Consider the following 21,619-nt stretch of genomic DNA (forward strand, 5'->3'; position numbering starts at 1 on the left):
AACACAGCCCAACGATCCGGCATCATCGGGTCAAACCATCCTTTGGCCAGTTTCTGCGTCGAAACAATGCAGGCGGTCCGGGTCTGGCTTCAGATGAATGGTGCTGCCCGGCTCAAAGGCATGACGCTCGCGGAACACTGCCGTCACATCCTGACCTGCGTAGCGCAAGAACACCATGGTTTCCGACCCGGTCGGTTCGACCACTTTGACCTCCATGGGCAAACCGTCATCCGACAGGATCAGATGTTCGGGCCGCACCCCAAGGTTGACCTTGCCAGAGCCTGAGGGCCCCGCGAACAGATGATCCCCGATGCGAATTTGCCCGCCCTCAAGCTCGGCGGACAGCAGGTTCATCGACGGCGCACCAATGAAAGTTGCCACGAATTCATTGGTCGGGTTGTCGTATAGATCAAGCGGTGTGCCGACCTGTTCGATCAATCCGCCCTGCATCACGACGATGCGGTCAGCGAGGGTCATTGCCTCAATCTGATCATGGGTGACGAAAACAGTCGTTGTTTTGAGCCGCTGGTGCAGTTCCTTGATCTCGGTGCGCATCTGAATGCGCAATTTGGCGTCAAGGTTCGACAAGGGCTCATCGAAAAGAAAAACCTGCGGATCGCGCACGATGGCGCGCCCCATCGCCACCCTCTGACGTTGCCCACCGGACAGATGCCTTGGCTTGCGGTCCAGATAATCGGTGAGGCTGAGGATTTCTGCCGCTTCTTTGACCCGGCGGTCGATCTCGGCGCGGTCGGTTTTGGCGACCTTGAGCGCAAAGCCCATGTTCTCGGCCACGGATTTATGCGGATAAAGCGCATAGGTCTGGAATACCATGGCGATGTCGCGCTGCGCGGGGGGCAGGTTATTCACCACACGGTCCCCGATGGAAATCGTCCCACCGTTGATCGGCTCAAGCCCGGCGATCATGCGCAAAAGCGTCGATTTCCCGCAACCTGACGGACCGACCAGCGCTACAAACTCACCATCCGCGATATCGACATTCAGGTCACGAATGACCTCGACAGACCCGTATGATTTACGGATATCTGTGATCCTGACGTCAGCCATGCCGTTTCCACTCCCCCTGAATTAAGGCGATGCTAAACAATGAAAAATTCGCTGTCCACGGGGTCAGACACCTTTTGTTGACTAAACGTATTTCTCGACCATACTCGCGTCTTGATGGGGGAGCTTACGGTGCCGGTCAATCAAATCAATTTGATGGCCGAGATATCTGCCGCCTTCCCGTTTTAGCAGATCTGATTTACTTCCAGGGAGGACACCTATGAAGGTCGAACTTTACAATTACATCCGCGCGGCGCAAAAACTGAACCGCCGCCAGATGCTCAAAGGCACCGCTGCAGTCGGCGCCATGGCCATGATGCCAAAAGGGGCCGCAATGGCGGACGGGCACGGGAATGTGCGTGCCGACATCCTGAAAATCCCCGGCGTGGGCATGGGAACGCCGACGGACAGCGACTATCAGAAAGTCGGTGCGATGTGTCTCGAAGGCACCAAGGCGAATGTGGCCGAAGGCGAGTTCGAAGGGGTTGAGCTGACCTTCATGGGGCTGAACAACCAGAACCAGCACAACTTTATCTTCCGTGGTTTCCTGCGGGCGTGGGAGGATTACACAGGGGCCAAGATCAACTGGATCGACCTTGCACAGGCCGATTACAACGCCCGACTGCAACAGTCGATTGCGACAGGGACGGTGGATTTCGACATCATCGAAATGGGTGCGCCGTTTGAGGGGGACGTGCTGGGCAAGGGCCTCGCATCGGAGATGCCCGATTGGGTCAAAGAGCAGATCGACATGGACGATTATGTGGATTACCTCAAAGCGCCCGTGGGTACATGGGATGGCAAGACATATCGCGTCTCGATTGATGGCGACACGCATACATTCGCCTATCGCAAGGACTATTTCGGAGCGGATTCCATCACCGGGCAAGAGGTGCCAACGACCTGGCCAGAGGTCAATCAAATCACCAAAGACCTTGTAGGCAAGGAAGATCCGCTGACCGGTCTGCCCGCGCATGGGTATCTGGACCCGCTCAAGGGTTGGGGCGGTTTCGGGTTCTACTTCCTCGAAAACCGGGCAGCACCCTATGCCAAACACCCCGATGATCCGGCATGGCTGTTTGATCCCGATACGATGAAACCACGCGTTAATAATCCAGCCTTCGTTCAGGCGATTCAGGACGTGATGGATCTGATCGAAGCGGGTGCATATCCCACCGATCAGATCAACGCAGACCCCGGCACAACTGCCTTCCAGCAGTTCCTTGCAGGCACCGGCGGCATGATCAGCTGGTGGGGCGATGTTGGTGCCTCGGCGCGCACGTCCGATACATCTGTCGTGGGCGACGTCGTCGGCTTCAGCATCAACCCGGGCAGTGAAAAGGTCTGGAACACCGCCGCCGGGCAATGGGACGAAATGCCGAACGTGGCTCCCAACAACGCCTATATCGGCTGGGGCGTCTATGTCATGGCCACCGTTGAGGGCGACGAGAAGAAGAAAAAGGCGGCATGGTCCGTGGCCGCACATCTGGGGGGCAAGGACATCTCGCTCTGGGCGTCTGCCTATCCGACCGGGTTCCAGCCCTATCGGAATTCGCACTTCCAGTATGAAGAGTGGGAAGAGGCAGGCTACGACCGCGCTTTTGTCGAGGATTACTTGGGCTCGAATGCGGATAGCTACAACCACCCCAATGCGGCCGTAGAACCACGTATTCCGGGCATCTTCCAATACTACTCTGTTGCCGAAGATGAACTGGCCAAGGGCTATGCCGGTCAATACGGCTCCGCTCAGGAGACGGCAGATGCGATTGCCGCCGCCTGGGAAAAGATCACCGACCAGATCGGCCGCGACAGCCAGATCGCGCTTTACAAGGCGTCACTGGGTCTTTGATCCTTCGCAACGCTACAAAAACGGCGCGGTTTTTACACCGCGCCGTTTTTTATTGTGTCACCTGATGGCCGCATGGTGCAACACCTGACGCGCGATCAAACGTTCATAAAAATGCCCTCAGGCGTTAGCGCAGTTGTCAAAAGCAGTTTTTACAAAGCCGCCGCCCATTGCAGAACGGCCCATTAACACTCACTCTCAAATTAATGTCACCGGGTTAGTCGGCGAATTGCGGATTGATCATGACCGTGCAGGCTTCAGGCTCAGTCATACAGGTCGTGCAATTCCTGTTTGCACAGCAGCCCGGGCGACAGACAGGCCGAAACTTAATCAGAGAAATATTCGGATGGAACACGCACCATGTATCGCGTGTTTGGATACTTGAGGAGCTGGCACAGGTGCCGGAAACCGCGCAGTTTTCCTCCACTTCATATGTCCATTGAAATAACCCGACGTTCACTTCACCGTTCCTGGCTGTGCAGGAAACCGATAACTCCTGAAGAGTCGATTGTTCCAGTGCCTCGGTCAATGAACGCGACTCTCCACCCGACGCCGTGAAGGATAAAGAGGTCGTTTGCTTTGCGAAGAGCGCGTTTGCTTCAGCTTCAATGGCGGTCGTGACCGAAAGGTTCCACTCCGACGTCTTTGTGTCCGCTCGGCTTCCAGTAACGCCAATAGCCGTTTTAAAAGCCATCTTGTCATTATGCCCTATGATCTGCTTCCACTGACCTTTGACAGAAATAATTTCGAGTGAGTCATCCGGGACTGTCGCGACATAGCATGATTTTACAACGTTGTTCATCGGGTCCACAACAAATGTGTCCAGCCCACAATTTACCTTGTTGGCAGCGACCTCGCGATACGTATGGTTGCTGCCATCGTTGCCTTGACCATAGCGCACCAACTGAACAACAGATTTGTCGGTCGTGCAGGGCCTTTCGCCGCCAGAGCAGATTTCCCAACCGGTAATGTCAGAATACTCAATGCCTGCTTCACAGTGCTTATGGGCGTTTGGGACCGGATCATATCCAAAGGTGTGTATGCTGCATGCGACATTCCCCTGTGCATTGGGGGCCACAGGAACCATGATCCACGCATCGTCCGTCCCATACTTCATGTAATAGGGTCGGTCCTTGCCGCCATTTACAAAGCAATTTGTCCCTTCTGTGCCGCATTTATAGGTATTCTCGGCGACATACTGGTCCATCCCCGTCAATATCTGGTATTCGCAGGTCTTTGCGCCGGGTTTGACGTCGCCCAAGCTGTTATTGCAGGGAATAAGTCCGCCATCCCGTCCCACGCCTGCCGTCGTAATAGTCCAGTCCTCGCCGCTGCCGTAACGAAGACGCACGGGATCAGTTGTGTTGATCACGCACCAACCGCCTGCATCGCCGCACGATACCCACCCCCCTGATTGCGCGACGGCAGGCGACGGCGCGCCAACGCCAATGAGAAACAATCCAACTGCGGTAAAAAACACTTTAGTGTAAAGACTTCTGATCATTCTACTCTTCCCTCAATGGGCCAAAAATTTGCCCTGCGCTGACCGTAACAGCCTTTCGCATTTTTACCGAAGCTAATCCGTCTGAAGAAATCTTTTACGGTTGACCGTCGGCGTGGGCATATTTTCTTGGAAGATAGAACCGAGGGTCTTTCGAACCGAGGCACCCCAAAAGCTTCAGGTTTATTTTACGCCTTAACAGTCAGCAACTTCCTCGCTAACGTCCCGGTATGACGAACGAAGGCGACCTTCTCCACACCGTTACGGCGGACGCAATTTCCGACACGCGCAGGCGGGTTGGCAAAGCACTGGTATGGGGATCCGCCGGGCTGTTTTTAGCACTGGCCGCCTGGCAAATGGCCTTTGACACCGGGCGCGTGACGAGTGGTTTCGACACGTGGCGACCCGTGCTTTATGCCTATATGCTCTGGGCCACGGCGCTTTGTGCCGCTCAGGTGATCGTGAATGGTGAAAAGGGCAAACGCACGCTTTTCGTGCTGCCCGCCGCCCTGTTTGTGATCAGCCTTGTGGTCTTTCCGCTGCTCTTTGCGCTTTATATATCGTTTACCGACTGGAACCTCGCCTCGCCCAATGGACCGCAGCCCAACGGCTGGGACAACATGCGCGAGATGTGGAATGATACGTTTTACTGGAACGCGTTGAAAAACATGGTCTATTACGTGCTGGCGGTCAGTGTGGAATACGTCATCGCCTTTGGTCTGGCCCTGCTGTTGAACGCGCAGATCAGGGCGCGCAAGTTCTTCCGTGTGGTGTTTTTACTGCCGCTGATGCTGAGCCCTGTGGCCGTGTCGTGGATGATCGGAAAATCCATGCTGGAGGTCCGCTTTGGCCCGATCTCACGCGTGTTGCGCGAAATGGGCATTGAACCGAGCTTTTTTGGCACCCCGGAGATCGCCCGCTTCATGATCATGGCCATGGACGCATGGACGTTTATTCCCTTCATGATGATCATGCTGCTGGCTGGTCTGCAGGCCCTGCCGCGTGAAATCATAGAGGCCTCGAAAGTCGATGGCGCATCCGGCTGGCAAAGCTTTCGCGAAGTAATATTCCCCCTGATGCTGCCCGTATCGGTCACAGCCGTGGTGATCCGCATTATCTTCAAACTCAAGCTCGCCGATATCATCATCAACGTGACATCTGGCGGACCCGGCGGGGCAACCGACAGCGTGACAAGTTTCATATTCCGCGAATACCGGGACCGCTCGAACGTGGGCTACGGGACCTTACTGGCGATGGTCTATCTCGTCCTGATCGTCATTTTCGTAACGCTCATGCTGAAACTCGTGAGCCGCTGGATGGAGCGTCCTGCATGAGCGCGGTTTTCAAAGATCACGAGGGCGACCAGCGCATGCCGACGAAATGGTGGGCCAGCCGCATTGCCATTTATGCCGCCCTGATCACATGGGCCTTTGTCTGTCTGTTCCCGATTTTCTGGACGATCACCACGTCTTTCAAGCTCGCGCCAGACGTGATGAAGGGCAATATGATCCCATGGGTCGACTTCGTACCGAAATGGCGCGGCTGGGAAAGCTTAGGCTTGTCGCCCCGCCTCATCGGCGAGGTTTCCACCGTGCGCGAAGAGTTCTTCAAACGCTTCTGGAACAGCGCCATCGTCGCCATCTCCGCCTCCACCCTCGCGGTGGTGCTTGGGTCACTGGCGGCCTATGGCCTGTCGCGGTTCAACTACCGCTTTGGATTCATGCGCAATTCCGACATCTCGTTCTTTTTCCTCAGCCAGATGATCCTGCCCCCGGTGGTTCTGGCACTGCCGTTTCTGGTGCTGTACCGCTCGCTGGACCTGCTGGACAGCCGCATCGGTCTGATCCTGCTGTATACGCTGATGGTGCTGCCGATTGTCATCTGGATCATGCGCGACCAGTTTCAGGGCATCCCCGTGGAACTGGAAGAAGCAGCATTGGTCGACGGGCTTGGCATCTGGGGCGCATTCATGCAGATCGTCCTGCCCATCGCCCTGCCCGGCATGGTCGCCGCCTTTATCCTCAGCCTCGTGCTGTGCTGGAACGAATATTTCTTTGCCGCCCTTCTGACGGCCACGAACTCAACGACGCTGCCGGTGATGGTGGCCTCTCAGACCGGATCGCAAGGCATCAACTGGTGGTCCATGGCCGCCCTGTCGACCGCTGCGATCTTTCCGTTGATAATCGTCGCTGTGTTTCTGGAGAAATACATCATCAAGGGCATGGCAGCCGGGGCGGTGAAATAAACGCGGCACAATGTCGGTTCTGAGCCCGTGCCGGTCATTGCTCTGATCTTGCTGCGCGCGCGCAGCAGAAGAAGTGCTGCAGGTGCGCGGTTGCTGACGCCGCTATGCAGCGGAAAAATTGCCATTCGTCCTGCGCATAGCGTAACCTTGGGAGTTAAGGATCAGGTCGCGGACGAAGCCGACATCCCCCAAGCGCCCGCTTTCGCTATAAGGCCAAAAACGGAGCTTTGCGCCGACGGTAGAAACGTATGGGTTCTGATCGATCTCAGCGGGGCGGTTCTCGGAACAAGCTATCACCCCGATCGGGCGCATCGTCAGGCGCTGTTTTCCGATCTTTGCGGATTATCTACAAAATGAACATTAGTTAATTTGCGATCAGAAAAAATTTACATTTTCATCGCGCCGCATAGAATGAAATAATTAATGAAGCTATTAGGTAAAAAAATTTATGTGGATCAAAGGGCTAGGTGGGATATGCTTCGGTGCGTTTGGATCCGAAGCAGGCCAAACACTGTTTGGGTTTGACAGCGAAGAAGGCGGCCTGAAAGAGGTTCGTACTGCGACCGGATCGACCTTTACACCATATTCTATTGTAACCGAAGTCTTCGGGGAAATCATGGTGTCGGGTAGACCTCATGGAGTGGAAGGTGACGCCGTTGGTTACGAGCTGTATCATTTCAACGACGATGGTGCGCTGTCCCTTTTTTCTGAGATTACGCATGGGTCCGCATCCTACTTTTTTGACTTAGACACGATCGTGCCGGGCTTTGAAGATGATGGCAGGATTTTGGCGCTCGAAGGCGGAGGCGATCGGGTCCCGACTTTTCTATTCACAGATGGCTCAACCAGCAGGCTTTCTGACGAAATTCCAGGAGTTGAAGAGATTACCGGCTTCAAACAGGCCTACCCTCACGATGACGGTTTTATTTTCAGTTATAAGAGCAATCCGGGCTTTTTGCAGTCCTTCCATAGTTACCATTACGACTTCAGAACGGACTCAGCGACGTTTCTGAATTCGTTCGATATACCCATGCATCCGACGTATATAAGCGCTTGGAATCAGTGGACAGCAAATGGTCGGGTGTTTGCTGATATCAGAGGATGGACTCCGGATTCCAGCGAAAGCGTATCAGGCCTTTGGGAATTGGTCGACGGGGTTTGGACATATCTAACAATGTCTGACTCGGAAAACTCCATCTTTGGTGCGCGCCCTGCGATGGTTTTTGACGGGGAGGTTTACGTTGGAGGTCATGGTCAAGCGGGCAACAATTTGTACTAGGTGACCGCAGATGGTTTCGAAGTCGCTGCGCCCTCATCCTTCGAGCTTACCTATCAGTACGTCCTGCCACTTTGGCCCATCGTTTACGATGGGAATGTCTACTTTTACACGGAGTCCGCACGTATCGACACGGGATCGTTTACCACACTGTACAAGGGCCTTATTCGTTTAACACCCGATGGACATGCAAGTATTGCATCGACGTTTGGAAAGGAAAAACTGCCGTTGCCATCGGTGGTCATCGATTTTGATACGCAAACCTACCAAGGTATTCGAACAGATGATAGCGCTGACCTAATTTATGTAGTTGAAAATGGGGAAACTAGGATACTTGAACTTCCGACCGGAAAGTTCTCTTTACATGGGTTTCTCGGCGGAACGTTTTATGCCAGTGCAATTGATCTCGAAGGAAATTTGGGTTTATTCGCTCTAGTTGAAGACGATTGGATCAATGTACTCAGCTTGGATGGTTCGCGACCCATTACAGATCTAACTCGGTTCGTTCAAATGAACGTCGTCAGTGATGCGGCAGATGTTTGGCTAGGAGACGAAACGTCAGAGCATGTTAATTCGGGCGAAAAAGATAGCATCGTTTACGGTAGAGCGGGAGATGACGTGTTGCGGGGTGGGATCGGTAACGACTCTCTGTACGGTGATGAAGGCAACGATCGCTTGAATGGTGGAGAGGGCGACGACACGATTTCTGGTGGTGAAGGCGATGACAAGGTCTTTGGCCGACAGGGCGATGACGACATCGACGGCGGCGCGGGGGATGACCGGCTACGGGGGGCAAGCGGCAATGACGAGCTCGACGGCGGTGACGGGAACGATACTGTGTTCGGCGGAGAGGGCGACGACATCGTGCGCGGCGGCGCGGGCGATGATGCGCTCATGGGCAACGGCGGTGCGGACCAAGTTTTCGGCGAGGACGGCGCCGACACGCTGTTCGGCCAGACCGGCGCGGATCAAATGCTCGGCGGCTCGAATGATGACACGCTCTTTGGCGGCAACTCTGGCGACACGCTCATTGGTGGTGCGGGTATCGACGTCATGGATGGCGGCACAGGCTTCGATGTTTTCGAATTCAACGCGATCTCGGAGTCGGCCTTTGGGTACGCCGACACGATCTCGGGCTTTGACGGTGCGGGCGCGGGAGGAGGCGATACCATCGATGTGGCAGGAATCGACGCGAACACGAACGTGGTCGGCGACCAGGCCTTCACCTTCCTGGGTGCTGTCACCTCAGCCGTGGGCCTGAGCTTCGGCGCAGGGGCGCTCTGGGTGCAGGAGTTCGGTGGTCAGACCCGGCTTTACGGCGAGGTCAACGGCGACGGCATCATCGACACGGAGCTCCGCATCAACGACGGTCCTGGCACCGACGCGACAGATTTCACGGCAGGGGATTTGTTTTTGTGAGAGCGATGATGATCCCTCTAAGAAGGGGTTTGACCGCTTTGTCCGGCTATTGCTTCTGCGGGGTAATGCCCCTGAGCCGATGGATCGACCTGCTGGCCAAATCGTCGACAATAAGACCACACACACACAAACGATTTTTTCCCCGGGCATTGCGCTGCCCAAGCAGAGCAAATCGCTTCGACATCACTCAGCAGGGCCGATTAAGTGAACGAACATACGAAACTACTGTCAATCTGCGAGGTTCAAACACGCTTTGAACGACTGCTCTAGCGACAACATGCTACGTCATAACGTATTTATGGCCACGGCTACGAGCGGATGCTGCGTCAGCGAGAAGGAAAAACCCAAGGTCGGGTTTGTCCCGCACAGCGGACTTCATCCCATCTCTTTCGCGATATCCTTGGTCTGCTCATAGAGACGGCGGAACAGGGCGTAGTGCTTTTCATAGATCGGGTCCGGGGTGGCTCGCACGGTCTCCTGCACCGGGTTCCAGTCTGTGATATGCGCGCGATCGACTGCGCCAATTGCCAAAGCGGCAAGGAACGCATCACCATAAGCCGCGCCGGACGTTTTTTCGCAAACCATCTGATCAATCCCGGTAATATCCGACGTGGCCTGCAGCCAAAGGCGGTTTTTCGTGCCACCTCCAACAGCAAGCAGGCGGGTCGGGCTTTGACCTGTTTCGGCAAAGGTGTCCGTCACATGCCGCGTGCCATAGGCGATCCCCTCGATCAGCGCGCGATACATGTCGCCGCGCGTATGGGTCAGGTTCAACCCAAAGAACGCACCTTTCGCATTCATGTCGTGGATCGGGGTCCGCTCTCCGGAGAAGTAGGGCAACATCAAGAGCCCATTCGCACCGGGTGGGCTGGTGGCCGCTTCCTCAGCCAGCGTCGGGAATGCAGCATCTACCGCAAGATCACGCGCAAACTGATCGCGGAACCAATGTGTCAGCGTCCCCGAGGTCGCAAGGCCCGCCATCGCGGTATGCGCGCCTTCAAAAAGCCAAGGCGCATACCAGATGCGCGGATCAGGGGTCCGACCAGCGGTGCGCAGGACAATGAAAATGGTCGAGCCATACATCATCATCATGTCACCCGGTTGATCGACACCTACCGAGAACGCCTCTACCGCCGCATCAATGGTGCCCGCCGTGACAGGCGTGCCAGCCGCAAGCCCGGTCGCCGCTGCCGCCGCCTCAGTGATGGTCCCGGCGATTTCGTTGGACCACAAAAGCCGCGGCAGCTTGTCCAGTGGCAGAATATCCGGCGCAAGATCATCGACCCAGCCCTGCGTCACGACATCATAAAGCGGTGAGAAACTCGCCGCTGTGAAATGATCAATCACCACCTCACCCGTGAGGCGTTGCACCAAAAAACTGGTCGATGTCAGGATATGGGCAGTGTTTGCGTAAATCTCGGGGCGTTGTCGTTTCAGCCAGAGGATCTTGGGCCCGACCGATTGCGATGTCAGCGCATTGCCGCAGCGCGCGATGATCGTGTCTTCGCCGATGCGCTCGGTGAGTTCACGCACCTCCGCTTCGGCCCGCCCGTCCACACCGTAAAGCACACCGTTCATCAGCGGCGTGCCTCGGGCATCCACCGGCAGCATGCAGGGGCCAATCGCGCTGCAGGCGACGGCCTTGATATCGGCGGGATCTATCCCGCTGTCGCTCAGTATGGTCCGGCACACATGGACGAAATCGCCCCACCAGTCTTCTTCCGGACGGTGTTCCGCCCAGCCCGGTTGCGGCACAAGCATCTTGTGGCCCCGCGCCGCCTGCGCGTGAATGTGGCCCGTTTCATCCACCAGAACGCCCTTGGTTTCATATGTGCCGATGTCAATGCCGAGCGTGTAGGCCATCACGTTCTCTCTTCCCTTGTCGCCGTTTGAGTTGACGATTTCCCATCAAACGGGACGCGCCCCCAAAATCTGAAACCAAACCTGCCAAATCAATGCACGTCGCAGGTGCCGCTGTGTATAGGGCAGATAGAACGCCTTACCAACCTGTGCACAACAAAAACGCAGCAAGGCCGACCAGTTGCGCCGCGTTCCATAGTCGACAGAAGGCCCGCGCGGTGATCTGGTCTTGCGATGGCAAATCGGTCTATGCTCGCACCAACATCAGGGAGAAGACCAACATGGCATTGAAAACGCGGCATTGGGACAGACTTGGCAATGGCGGGCTGACATTTACGGAACTCGGGTTCGGCACCGCCCCTCTGGGCAACCTTTACCGCGCCATCAGCGACGAGGACGCGCGCGCCACGCTGGATGCCGCATGGCAGGGGGGCGTTCGCTATTTTGACACGGCACCACTTTATGGGCTGGGCCTGTCGGAGACGCGGCTCAATCCTTTCCTGCGCGACAAACCACGGGATGAATACGTGCTGTCGACCAAGGTGGGGCGGCTTATGCAGGCCTGCGATGCCCCCTACCGGTCAGGGATTGGCAAATGGTTTGACGTCCCGCAACGGCGCGAACAATACGATTATACCTATGACGGCGTGATGCGTTCGTTCGAGCATTCGTTCTCGCGCCTTGGGGTTGATCGCATTGATATTCTCTATGTGCATGATCTGTGTGTCTTTTCGCATGGCTCGAAAGAAGCCTCCGACATGCGGATCGAAGAGTTCTTTGGCGGGCGGGGCTATGATGCGATGATCTCGCTGCGTGATCAGGGGTTGATCCGCGCCATCGGCGGCGGTGTGAATGAATGGGAAGTCTGCCAAACACTGGCTGAGCGGGGTGATTTTGACCTCTTTCTGTTAGCCGGGCGCTACACGTTGCTGGAACAAAAAGCGCTGGACAGCTTTCTACCGCTTTGTGATAGCCGTGGGATCGGCATTGTCACGGGCGGGCCCTATAATTCTGGCATATTGGCCACAGGTGCCAAGCCCGGCGCGTTTTACAATTACGATCCGGCACCTCAGGAAATCATGGACCGGGTGAACGCAATCGAGGCTGTGTGCAGGGAGCATGGTGTGCGCATGGTGGATGCCGCTTTCCAGTTCCCGCTTTTGCACCCGGCTCATGTGGCCGTCATTCCCGGGGGTCAGGGCGTGGGCGAAATGCGGGCCAACCTAGAGGCGGCACAGGCCGAAATCCCTGCGGCCCTTTGGGCGGACCTCAAGTCAAAAGGCCTGATGCGCGAAGATGCACCGGTCTGACGTTGGTATGAAAATCGACGCACATCAGCATTTCTGGCAGCCTGTGCGAGGTGATTACCACTGGATGCCACAAGACAATGCAACCCTGAACCGCGCTTATGCGCCGCATGATCTGGCGCAGATACTGGCGGCCCATGATATCGACGGCACGGTTCTGGTTCAGGCCGCCGCGACGCTGCATGAAACCGAATACATGCTGGGCCTTGCGGATGCGTCGCCCTTTGTCAAAGGCGTCGTCGGCTGGATTGATTTCGAGGACCCGTCCCATCTGAAACATCTGGAAAGCTGGGCGCAGCATCCAAAGTTTCTGGGTGTACGCCCGATGATTCAGGATATCCCGGATGTCGACTGGATGCTGCGGGAGGATGTGCAATGGGCTTACGCTGCGCTGATTGATCTGGATCTGACCTTTGATGCGCTCGGGTTTGCGCAACATATCCCGAATTTTCTGACGATTGCACAACGCTATCCAGCCCTCAGGGTCGTCTATGATCACGCGATGAAACCACAGATCAGGGACCAGCGTGCAGGCAAGGACATTTTTCCGGCATGGGCCGAGGGCATGCGCCGACTGGCGCAGGAAACCAGCGGCATGTGCAAGATGTCAGGCTTGGTGACAGAGGCAGATGACGCTTGGCAGGTCGAGGATCTGGCCCCCTTTACTGCCCATGTGCTTGAGGTGTTTGGCCCGGATCGCGTGATGTGGGGGTCTGACTGGCCGGTGTGCCGTCTGCTGGCTGAATACGACGTTTGGTACGCAGCTGCGCAAACGCTCACAAGAGGTTTGAGTGCAGACGAAAAGGCGGCGGTTTTTGGGGGATCAGCCGCGCGGTTTTACCGGTTGAGTTGAGCGTCCAGAAAGGCGTGCAGCGCGTGATCATCGTCACGCTTTGCCACTGGCGTCGCAACCAGCCATGCGGCGGCAGCCTGCGCGCGCGGCAAGGCCTCGTTCATGCTGGCCCCTTGGGAAACGAATGCGGCCAAGGCCCCGACAAACATGTCCCCAGCGCCATGGGTGGACGCGACGGCAACATCCCAGGCCGGATAGGTGGACCCGTCATAGGTCACTCCCTCCCCACCCAGCGTGGTGAGAACATCTGCTTTCTGCGTCAGGTCAGCATAAAATGCCGCCTCAACCCGGTTGACGATCAACAGATCGACACAGGCCAGCATATCATCTGAGAGCGCTCTGGCCGGTGCGGCATTCAACCAGACAGTCGCCCCTGCGGCCTGCGCCCTTTGTGCGATTGCCAGATTAACCTCGTGCGGGATTTCATTCTGGAGCAGCACAAGGGATGTGTCTGGCGGGATTTCGATCTGGTCTGCGTCAATGGCAAGGTTGGCGGCAGAGACAATCACCGCACCATACTCTCCGGCATCATTCACGATGGCACTGCTCATGCCACTTGGGCCGGGATCGCGCTGCAATTGGCTGATATCCAATGGACTTGCCGCAAGACGCGCGCGCAGAACGTCGCCAAAGGCATCGCTGCCCGCCCGGCCGGCAAAGTGAACGGTTCCACCCAAACGGGCCGCGGCCAGCGCCTGATTGCCCCCCTTGCCACCAAAAACATAATCCACGCCTGACCCCGCAAGCGTTTCATCAAGAGCAGGTATGTGCGCAGCGCGAACGACCACATCAAGATGCAGCGCACCGACCACCAGAATGGTCATTTCAGCATGGCCGCCTGTACCAGACGCATGGACAAGGGCGCATCCTGTCGGGCGATGGCCGCTTGAAGATCAGCGTCCCCGGCGAGGCCCTGCGCAATCGCGCGCAGACGGTTCACCACGTCGATATTGGTGCGCGCCTCTGCGACAGGATCAAGGCCGGAATGGTCCGGGAACGTATCGAAATAGATCGCGCCATTATATCCTGCACGCGTCAGTTCCACGAGCAGTTCAATGGTCTGCACGGGATGCACGGCACCCACCATCAGCCCGTTGTCCCATTTGCCGTAGCCATCATTAAGATGCACACCGAGGATGCGCGAATGACGCGCCACGAGGGCGGCGGCAAAGGCGGGCATCTCATCGGCATAAAGCACATGGGCAAAATCAAGGGTGACACCGGTATTGGGCCGGTCAATCTCCTTGAGCGCGAGAAGGGTCGTGGCCGCATCGGGCATCAGGGCAAAGGCGCGCGGCTCATTGGGTTTATATTCCAACGCGATATCAAGGTCCGGGTTGTGATCCGCAACCTCAGTGATCGCCGCGATCGTGTTTTCCCACGCGCGGGCATAGTCCATCTGGAACGAATAGTCGAAGCCATCCTGCCCCATCCAAAGCGTCATCAAACGCCCGCCCATATCCGCCAGCACGTCAAGCCCGCGCTTGGTTTCGTCAATCGCCGCGCGCCGGACGCTGGCATCAGGATGCGTGAAGGCCCCCAGTTTATACCCCGGATCCGTATAATACCGCATGGCCATGCCGTTGAGCACCATACCACTGTCCTGCAAAGCATCCGAAAGCTGGGCAGGCGTGTCGTTTGCAAAATGATCCGGGTAATTCAGATCCGCCGCCGTGAGCCCTGCCGTTGCCGCGCGCACCAGCAGATCAGCGGTTGTGACCTTATTTTTCCCCGGCCAATAGGCCTCGGCACCGATTTTGAATGCATTGAGCCTTGCAGCAAACAGGGGTGTGTTTTCTTGTTTCATGACTGAACCTTAGTCAGTCTGACAAAGACTGGCAATTTCCATTTTGAAAGGATGCTTATCGCAGCAGCAAGACCATCCGGTCAGCGCTCAAAACGCTGGATCAAACGTGTGCGCAGTCATTCTGCCAATGCGATACTGCTGATACCGATCATGTGAAATAGAGGCGCTGCCTGCGCCACTGACGCATCACCGGTGTTCGTGTCGGGCGCACAAAGCGTGCCGGTCACCACCACAGCTTTGCCGTGAAGCGTCCGGCCTTCATCTTCGGGTCGGTCGAACAGATCAACGAATGTGCCATCCGCAAGCGCAAGCAAGACAACACATCCCGCTGCGGTCAGGTTGCCATTTGCGTCTTCCACCAATGTTCTGTGCCGAGGGTTGAATTCTGGCCGGTATTCACCTGCAACACGCACGATCTGTCCTGCATTCCTCTTGAGGTCAGATGCGTTTATGATCGGTGGCGCATCACTCATGACTTGGCGTTGAATGTCGTGGCGCGATTGCCGTGCGTACCGGTGGCAAGATGCTCATCATGGAACGTTTTGCCAGCTTCAGCCTCAGTACCATACATCTGGAACGCCCAACTTCTATCTACAAACTCAGCAGCCCATTTCCGCAATCTTGCGATCTCGTCCTTCAGTTCCTTGCCCGACATCGTTTCCTTAGCAGTCTTGATCCGACTTGCTGCACTGACCGCGTAGCTTTCCAGTGTCACATTGTCAGCCCCATCTTTGGCCACAACGCCCGCCCAATGGAAATTCCACGTATGACCACTTGATTTAAACCCCGGCATATCGCCTTCGGTCACCATCGTATACGCACTCCCAATGTCCGGGTTTGCATAGCGGTTGATACCGACGTGCTTGTCAAACGCCGTGCGGCCCTCTTCTCCAAGCGCGTGATACATCCGCCGCGCTGACTTTGCGCTGCGCGGCTTGATGAACCAGAAAAAAGGACCGATTGAGCGGTAGTGCACCCCTTTGGTCAAAAAGCCCTCACTGGCGTCGGTCCCGAAGAACGCCTTAATTGCCTTTGGAAACATCTCTTTGGAGTAGGCCTCAGGATTGCCCGAGGCTTTGCTGTCACCAATTTCGGTCGTCGCCTTCGGGCTGGACCGTGTACCCTCCACTCCCATGACCGTGCGGGCCACCTTGCCGCAATCGGTCCACATGGCCAGAATATCATCATCGGTGACGCCCATATCGTCTGCCTTATCACCCGCGTTGATTTCTTTGAGCTTTTTCGTTCGGTCATGGTCGACATCCGCAATCGCCGTATCACGCAGATATGGTGCGACCCGATAAATATCGTTTCCTTCCAGCTCCATCAAATCAGTCGTTTGGGTCAGGCCGATGGCTGAGGAGGCCGCGAGCAACTTGTCATCCCCATCCTTGATGATTTCTGGCGTGGCATAAAGCGACGCGCCCCCACCGCTCTTGTCCTGCGGGACAGCCGACTTTCGCGAATCACTAAGACGCCATTGGGGCGGCGGGTCTGCAGATGTCGCAGCATAAGCCTGCAAAACCGGTGTCACACCAGCGCCGCTGTCTGCCATACGTTGCAGCGCCGAGAGGCGATTTACAGATGCACTCTGATCCGCTTTCGCCTGCAAACCGCGTCCAGCCTGTCGGACATGCCGCGAGGGGTTGTTCGCGAACCTCTGACGTTTCTCAATCGGCTGAGCGGCACACCTCATACGGGAAATTATAGTATACCATGGCCCCTGCCACAAGTAATCATGGCAAACGGCCTCTTTCATTGGCTACTTCTGCGCAGCTTTTGCACCCAAGTGGCGGAAATCTGCGCGGAACTGTACGATCCGTACTACGTGCACCCATCTGGTGTCCGCCTCACCCAAAACACAACCCGTGGGCAGGTGTCACAACGTCTTACGCCGCTTGTGGCAGGCCATGGGCAATCCGTTCCTACGTCAATATGATCGATCGCTGGTCCGGATCATCGGGAAAGACCCGACCGTTTTCGACGCACTGAAAGATGTGTTCAAAAACCACGCCCGGATTGCCGTCTTGTTTGGCATAGCGGAAATAATTGTGGCCCGTCGGCATGTCATACGCCGTATTGATGTCATCGCAATCGACCTGAAATACGTTACGCGGGGTCTTTTTCATATCCTCGGGCCCGGTATGGCCCAACCGGCGAGATGCCACCTTGTTTCTGAGGTTTGCCGCTTTGCTGGCGCGCAACGCAAGATCATCAGAGGCATAATAAACGACCACATTTCGCGACGCATGGCTGATCAATTCACCAGAATTTCCTTCTTGGAGTGTTTCATTCACGACGTCTGCGGCAACGAGAAAGGTGTTGCGAAACAACAGCGGTACGCCGGATGCCAGATCGTATCTGTCCCATTCAACAAGGGTCTGGCGCAAGACACGGTTGCCCATGGAATGCGCCAGCATGTTGATGCGTTTCAGGCAGGGTGCCACGTCGGGTTCATTTGCATCCGAGTTTCGCCATTCCAAAAACTTTTCCAGAACGCGAGCAAAGGAATAGCCGCTTTGGTCCGCTGATTTTTGATCGTCCCAATAGTCATCAACAATCCCAAGGTCGTTGTCGCAGGGCCATATGATCGGCACCACCAGCGATTCTTTTTTCTTTTTCTGATCACAAAGTTCTTGCAGTTCGCCTGCCATCCGAAACACGTCTTCCGGAAGATTGTTAAAGCCATGCACAAACAACAGGACTTGCCGGTATTCGGACTGCTTCAACCTGAGAAGAAACTCTGCGCTGCCAATTTCTGTGTGATCCTCATCATCGCCCATTTCGCAGAAAAACACGGAATTGCTTGGCGCATTGTTTCTGAGATCGAAGTTGAATTTTCTACCCTTGCGGGATCGTATGCTTTGCTTTGGAAATCGATTGGTTACGAATAACATTGCGTCACTCCCATCTGAAATCTGGAAATTTAAAATTCGTTGCACGTAATACGGGCAGCTTAACAAATAAGAATGTCTCTGTCACTTGGCATAGTCGTGCGGCGTCGGGCGGATTTCGCCATTGCAAAATGCGCGCCCCATCGGACCGCAACATGAGCGTCACTTTTCACCCGCCCGACAATTCAAAAGGCCGCCCAGATGCATTGTTTCAACATGGGTGAGAAGCTGTGAGGGTCGCCCTCGCCGCTTTTCTATTTGATGGATAAAAACGCGCAACTTGCGTGTTTGGCGATTTGTTGCGAGGTGCTACCTGCAAACATGCCGCTGAACGTGCCAAGACCACGTCGCCCGGTGATGACGAGATCAGCGCTGTAAAGGTCGACGATCATCATGATTTCATCAAACGCGTCCCCTTCCGCGACTGTAGCACTGGAGGGCGTGATGCCAGCGCTTTGCGCACGGGCCATTGCCGATTTTATGACATCTGAGGTGAGCCCGCTGCCGCCCGATGCCAGCTTTACGTGGTCGGATTTGTCCACTGCCTTGTTTTCCAAAGCGTGTATCAGGTGGACTTCGCCGCCAAAGGCTTCGGACAACTTGCACGCGGCGTCCACACCACGGGTCGCGGCGTCCGACCCATCCACAGCGACGACTATTGACTGAAACATAGGTCCTCCGATCATTCATGCTCACCGCGACCAGAACAGGATTTCGGCTTGGCGTCTTTGCTTTAAGTCAAGCCCGGCCCCGTTTTGCCCCATCCATGTCCGCGCACCCGACAAATCTCAGTGAAAGTGATTCGAAACGGGGGTTTTATCCACTGATTCAACCTCCCTTTGGCTAGACCGTCGAAATATCAAACGGACTTTTGGCCGGGTGACTGCCCCCTCAATTCGCTTGAAAAACAGGGTAGTTTTGACTGTTAGCGGCCAAACTGGAAAAAACTTCTTACCAATTGCGACAAAAAGTACTAAATCCTCGGTCGAGATCAGGGCCAAAGCACACCCGTGCCTTTTGCCGATCCAAATAGGGAGGACGATATGACCATCAAAACAACAAGCCGCCGGAACGCGCTGCGCACTCTTGCCGGTGCTGGTGCCGCAACCTTGGCCGCACCGCATATTGCAACTGCAGCCGGTGAAGGAACAACCTGGAAAATCCAGACGTCACACACAGGCGGGATTGGCCTTGCGACCTTTAAAGACTGGTGCAGTTCCATCGAAGAGAAAACCGGGGGCGAGCTTTCTTTTACCGCTTTTGGCGCCAACGACGTGGTTGGGGACTTCCAGCTCTATGACGCGGTGAAAAACGGCGTTCTTGACGCGGTAAACCCGTTCACGATCTACGCGCAAGGCATCATCCCTGCTGCGACCTTCCTCACCAGCTATCCACTTGGGCTGCGCAACCCACATGAATGGGACGTCTTCTTTTACAGCCTCGGCGGTCTGGAGATTGCCCGCGAACTTTACGCCGCACAGGGCATGAAGTTTATCGGCCCGGTCCACCACGGCCCCAACATCATCCACTCCAAGGTGCCGATCCGCTCCATCGACGATTTTGCCGGTTTGAAAATGCGCATGCCCGGTGGTATGGTCGCCGAAGTGTTCAGCGAAATCGGTGCCGAAACAACCGTTCTGCCAGGCTCTGAAATCTTCCCGGCGCTGGAAAAAGGCACGATTGATGCGGCCGACTTTGTCGGACCTGCGGTGAACTACGCGCTTGGCTTCAGCCAGGTGACAAAGTACATCTCCATGGGCCCTCCAGGCTTTATGTCGCTTTATCAGCCGGTTGACCTGATGGACATCACCGTTGGCCAAGCCGCATGGGATGCCCTGACGCCCCGAATGCAGCAGTTTGTCGAGATGGAGACGCACGTCTATTCCGACATGCACCATGCCGCGATCCAGCAAGCGGATCAGGAAGCTTGGGCCAAGTTTGAGGCAGACGGCACAGAGATCAACCGCCTTAGCCAAGACGATGTCGAACTGATGACCGAAGTGGCCGTTCCGATCTGGTTCGACTACGCCAACCGCGACAAGGACGCGGCACGCGTGTTCAAAATCCAGCTCGATTACATGATGTCCGGCTCTTTGGGGTATGTGACGGCAGAGCAGATCGAAGGTCTGACGCTGAACCTCTGATCGGGGTCAGTTACTGACCAAATCAATGTGACGGCCCGGCGTTCTGTCGGGCTGTCCGTGCGAGACATCCCTTTCTCAACAGGACAAAGACATGCCCAGTCTAAGCTTTACGCTGCCACACTGGCTCTATCTGGTTGGCCTGATCGCCTTTCCACTTATTGCCATGGCATTGGCCCGTCGCCCCCAGCCCGCTGATCGTGAATATTCCTCCGCACTTGGATATATGATCCTTGTGACGGGTGGCATCATCGGGCTGCACCGCTTTTACCTCAAAAGCATGCTCGGATTTCTGTATTTGCCGGTATTCTTGTTCATTCTCTATTCAAATGGACAGGAACAGACGGCGCGCAACGCCCTGTCAAATGTTACAAATGAGGTGCGCAGTGCCGAGCGGATGATAGACCGCGAAACGCCAAGGTTGGAAAAGGCCCGCGAGGATGTCATCACATTTACCACCGCGTTGTCGGAGGCGGAGGAAGGGTCATTCGCCGAGAAATCCGCGCAACGCAGGCTGGACCGCGCGACTGGCGGTGTCGAGACGAGTTCCGAGCGCATTGAAGAGGCACAACAGGCCCTTGATGCCGTTGGTGACCGACTGGAAATTGCGACGCAGGCGCGGCTTTTCTGGACGAATGCTGCCAAATACGCGCTCTACACCATTCTGGCCTTTCTGGTGATCGACGCGCTGATGTTGCCCGGGATGGTCAGACGCGCAAATGCCGCGATTGAGCCCGAAGAGATGACGGAGCTCGAACGAGCGCTGGCAAATGCCGCAATAGAAGAAGGCCCAAAAGACGACCGCGAATGGGGCAAGAACTGGATCGACCGTCTTTCGCTCTTTTGTGGGGAGTTTGTCTCGTATTGGGCGGTGATCGCGGTCTTTGTCTATTACTACGAGGTGATCGCGCGCTACGTCTTTAATTCGCCCACCAACTGGGCGCATGAGGCGATGTATCTGATGTTCGGCATGCAATATCTGATTGCAGGGTCTTATGCGATGCTGACCGAGACCCACGTAAGGGTCGACATCTTTTACGCGCCGTTGAAAAAGAAATCCAAGGCGTGGGTCGATCTGTTGACGTCTGTCTTTTTCTTCATTTTCGCCGGGACGCTGCTGGTGACCAGCTACATCTTTGCGATGGATGCAATCGCCGTCCCCTCCGGTAACGGGGTGCTGTCCTCATGGGCGCGCGGTGAAATTCCGACCACCGAAATGCTGGCCACCTTCAATATGGCGCAGTTCACAGACCCTGCGATCCGCTGGGGCGAGATCAGCTTTAACGAATGGGAAGTCCCGCTTTGGCCAATGAAATGGGTCATGGTGATTGGCGGCCTGCTATTGGTGCTGCAAGGCGTCTCAAAGCTGGCAAAAGACGTGCGCGCAGTCGCAAGAGGGGCATAA

At 56.0% G+C, this 21,619-nt stretch carries 18 protein-coding genes; 9 read left to right on the forward strand and 9 right to left on the reverse strand.

What is annotated here, in order from left to right; all coding sequences use genetic code 11:
- Positions 1-30: 30 nt before the first annotated feature.
- Positions 31-1,068 (reverse strand): ABC transporter ATP-binding protein, encoded by a 1,038-nt coding sequence (locus K5Q35_RS15695; protein ID WP_013960662.1) that lies wholly within the window; start codon positions 1,066-1,068, stop codon positions 31-33.
- A gap of 217 nt (positions 1,069-1,285) precedes the next feature.
- Here K5Q35_RS15695 and K5Q35_RS15700 point away from each other — a divergent pair, with 217 nt between their 5' ends.
- The gene (locus tag K5Q35_RS15700; RefSeq protein ID WP_220800235.1) at positions 1,286-2,914 is read left to right on the forward strand and encodes a substrate-binding domain-containing protein; all 1,629 of its coding nucleotides are present in this window, start codon (positions 1,286-1,288) and stop codon (positions 2,912-2,914) included.
- Between the two features lie 214 nt (positions 2,915-3,128).
- Here K5Q35_RS15700 and K5Q35_RS15705 read toward each other — a convergent pair whose 3' ends face one another.
- On the reverse strand, positions 3,129-4,415 hold the full coding sequence (locus K5Q35_RS15705; protein ID WP_220800236.1) for a hypothetical protein: 1,287 nt from the start codon (positions 4,413-4,415) through the stop codon (positions 3,129-3,131).
- Positions 4,416-4,642: 227 nt separating this feature from the next.
- Here K5Q35_RS15705 and K5Q35_RS15710 point away from each other — a divergent pair, with 227 nt between their 5' ends.
- From K5Q35_RS15710 to K5Q35_RS15725, 4 genes are all read left to right on the forward strand, one after another.
- Positions 4,643-5,746, forward strand: coding sequence for a carbohydrate ABC transporter permease (locus K5Q35_RS15710; RefSeq protein ID WP_013960659.1), 1,104 nt, complete (start codon positions 4,643-4,645; stop codon positions 5,744-5,746).
- Positions 5,743-6,657, forward strand: coding sequence for a carbohydrate ABC transporter permease (locus tag K5Q35_RS15715; RefSeq protein ID WP_220800237.1), 915 nt, complete (start codon positions 5,743-5,745; stop codon positions 6,655-6,657). Before K5Q35_RS15710 ends, K5Q35_RS15715 begins: the two co-directional genes overlap by 4 nt.
- A 448-nt stretch (positions 6,658-7,105) precedes the next feature.
- On the forward strand, positions 7,106-7,936 hold the full coding sequence (locus tag K5Q35_RS15720) for a hypothetical protein (protein WP_220800238.1): 831 nt from the start codon (positions 7,106-7,108) through the stop codon (positions 7,934-7,936).
- Positions 7,937-9,352, forward strand: coding sequence for a calcium-binding protein (locus K5Q35_RS15725; protein WP_220800239.1), 1,416 nt, complete (start codon positions 7,937-7,939; stop codon positions 9,350-9,352).
- A 375-nt stretch (positions 9,353-9,727) separates the two neighbouring features.
- Here the strand turns inward: K5Q35_RS15725 and K5Q35_RS15730 are convergent, their stop codons facing one another.
- Positions 9,728-11,215, reverse strand: coding sequence for an FGGY-family carbohydrate kinase (locus tag K5Q35_RS15730; protein ID WP_220800240.1), 1,488 nt, complete (start codon positions 11,213-11,215; stop codon positions 9,728-9,730).
- Between the two features lie 278 nt (positions 11,216-11,493).
- On the opposite strand from K5Q35_RS15730, the gene K5Q35_RS15735 reads away from it, so the two are divergent.
- Both K5Q35_RS15735 and K5Q35_RS15740 read left to right on the forward strand, forming a co-directional pair.
- Entirely contained in the window at positions 11,494-12,522 is a 1,029-nt protein-coding gene (locus K5Q35_RS15735) for an aldo/keto reductase (protein ID WP_220800241.1), read from the forward strand.
- A 64-nt stretch (positions 12,523-12,586) separates the two neighbouring features.
- Positions 12,587-13,372 carry an amidohydrolase gene (locus K5Q35_RS15740; RefSeq protein WP_259650557.1) on the forward strand — a complete coding sequence of 262 codons (786 nt, stop codon included), beginning with the start codon at positions 12,587-12,589 and terminating at the stop codon, positions 13,370-13,372.
- Here the strand turns inward: K5Q35_RS15740 and K5Q35_RS15745 are convergent.
- The 6 genes from K5Q35_RS15745 to K5Q35_RS15770 all read right to left on the reverse strand — a co-directional run bounded on the left by K5Q35_RS15745 (position 13,357) and on the right by K5Q35_RS15770 (position 18,744).
- Positions 13,357-14,196 carry a PfkB family carbohydrate kinase gene (locus K5Q35_RS15745; protein WP_220800243.1) on the reverse strand — a complete coding sequence of 280 codons (840 nt, stop codon included), beginning with the start codon at positions 14,194-14,196 and terminating at the stop codon, positions 13,357-13,359. The genes K5Q35_RS15740 and K5Q35_RS15745 overlap by 16 nt on opposite strands.
- Positions 14,193-15,179, reverse strand: coding sequence for a TIM barrel protein (locus tag K5Q35_RS15750; RefSeq protein WP_220800244.1), 987 nt, complete (start codon positions 15,177-15,179; stop codon positions 14,193-14,195). Before K5Q35_RS15750 ends, K5Q35_RS15745 begins: the two co-directional genes overlap by 4 nt.
- Positions 15,180-15,295: 116 nt before the next feature.
- The gene (locus K5Q35_RS15755; RefSeq protein ID WP_220800245.1) at positions 15,296-15,652 is read right to left on the reverse strand and encodes a replication factor A protein 3-like protein; all 357 of its coding nucleotides are present in this window, start codon (positions 15,650-15,652) and stop codon (positions 15,296-15,298) included.
- The gene (locus K5Q35_RS15760) at positions 15,649-16,734 is read right to left on the reverse strand and encodes a hypothetical protein (protein WP_259650558.1); all 1,086 of its coding nucleotides are present in this window, start codon (positions 16,732-16,734) and stop codon (positions 15,649-15,651) included. Before K5Q35_RS15760 ends, K5Q35_RS15755 begins: the two co-directional genes overlap by 4 nt.
- A gap of 370 nt (positions 16,735-17,104) precedes the next feature.
- Positions 17,105-17,977 carry an alpha/beta hydrolase gene (locus K5Q35_RS15765; protein WP_245538114.1) on the reverse strand — a complete coding sequence of 291 codons (873 nt, stop codon included), beginning with the start codon at positions 17,975-17,977 and terminating at the stop codon, positions 17,105-17,107.
- A 350-nt stretch (positions 17,978-18,327) separates the two neighbouring features.
- Positions 18,328-18,744: a universal stress protein gene (locus tag K5Q35_RS15770; protein ID WP_220800247.1), complete on the reverse strand. Its 417-nt coding sequence runs from the start codon at positions 18,742-18,744 to the stop codon at positions 18,328-18,330.
- A 372-nt stretch (positions 18,745-19,116) separates the two neighbouring features.
- Here K5Q35_RS15770 and dctP point away from each other — a divergent pair, with 372 nt between their 5' ends.
- Positions 19,117-20,217, forward strand: coding sequence for a TRAP transporter substrate-binding protein DctP (gene dctP / locus K5Q35_RS15775; protein WP_220800248.1), 1,101 nt, complete (start codon positions 19,117-19,119; stop codon positions 20,215-20,217).
- Between the two features lie 91 nt (positions 20,218-20,308).
- On the forward strand, positions 20,309-21,619 hold the full coding sequence (locus K5Q35_RS15780) for a TRAP transporter small permease subunit (RefSeq protein ID WP_013960642.1): 1,311 nt from the start codon (positions 20,309-20,311) through the stop codon (positions 21,617-21,619).

The organism is Roseobacter sp. OBYS 0001, assembly GCF_019654895.1.
Lineage (GTDB): Bacteria > Pseudomonadota > Alphaproteobacteria > Rhodobacterales > Rhodobacteraceae > Roseobacter > Roseobacter litoralis.

Excerpts from the sequence above, each read along its gene's own strand:
- K5Q35_RS15740 (WP_259650557.1), top strand. The coding sequence starts at position 12,587 with ATGCCACAAGACAATGCAACCCTGAACCGCGCTTATGCGCCGCATGAT.
- K5Q35_RS15710 (WP_013960659.1), top strand. The coding sequence starts at position 4,643 with ATGACGAACGAAGGCGACCTTCTCCACACCGTTACGGCGGACGCAATT.
- K5Q35_RS15730 (WP_220800240.1), bottom strand. The coding sequence starts at position 11,215 with ATGGCCTACACGCTCGGCATTGACATCGGCACATATGAAACCAAGGGC.
- K5Q35_RS15770 (WP_220800247.1), bottom strand. The coding sequence starts at position 18,744 with ATGTTTCAGTCAATAGTCGTCGCTGTGGATGGGTCGGACGCCGCGACC.
- K5Q35_RS15700 (WP_220800235.1), top strand. The coding sequence starts at position 1,286 with ATGAAGGTCGAACTTTACAATTACATCCGCGCGGCGCAAAAACTGAAC.
- K5Q35_RS15705 (WP_220800236.1), bottom strand. The coding sequence starts at position 4,415 with ATGATCAGAAGTCTTTACACTAAAGTGTTTTTTACCGCAGTTGGATTG.
- K5Q35_RS15755 (WP_220800245.1), bottom strand. The coding sequence starts at position 15,652 with ATGAGTGATGCGCCACCGATCATAAACGCATCTGACCTCAAGAGGAAT.
- K5Q35_RS15745 (WP_220800243.1), bottom strand. The coding sequence starts at position 14,196 with ATGACCATTCTGGTGGTCGGTGCGCTGCATCTTGATGTGGTCGTTCGC.
- K5Q35_RS15715 (WP_220800237.1), top strand. The coding sequence starts at position 5,743 with ATGAGCGCGGTTTTCAAAGATCACGAGGGCGACCAGCGCATGCCGACG.
- K5Q35_RS15720 (WP_220800238.1), top strand. The coding sequence starts at position 7,106 with ATGTGGATCAAAGGGCTAGGTGGGATATGCTTCGGTGCGTTTGGATCC.
- K5Q35_RS15750 (WP_220800244.1), bottom strand. The coding sequence starts at position 15,179 with ATGAAACAAGAAAACACACCCCTGTTTGCTGCAAGGCTCAATGCATTC.
- K5Q35_RS15735 (WP_220800241.1), top strand. The coding sequence starts at position 11,494 with ATGGCATTGAAAACGCGGCATTGGGACAGACTTGGCAATGGCGGGCTG.
- K5Q35_RS15760 (WP_259650558.1), bottom strand. The coding sequence starts at position 16,734 with ATGGCAGACAGCGGCGCTGGTGTGACACCGGTTTTGCAGGCTTATGCT.
- K5Q35_RS15695 (WP_013960662.1), bottom strand. The coding sequence starts at position 1,068 with ATGGCTGACGTCAGGATCACAGATATCCGTAAATCATACGGGTCTGTC.
- dctP (WP_220800248.1), top strand. The coding sequence starts at position 19,117 with ATGACCATCAAAACAACAAGCCGCCGGAACGCGCTGCGCACTCTTGCC.
- K5Q35_RS15780 (WP_013960642.1), top strand. The coding sequence starts at position 20,309 with ATGCCCAGTCTAAGCTTTACGCTGCCACACTGGCTCTATCTGGTTGGC.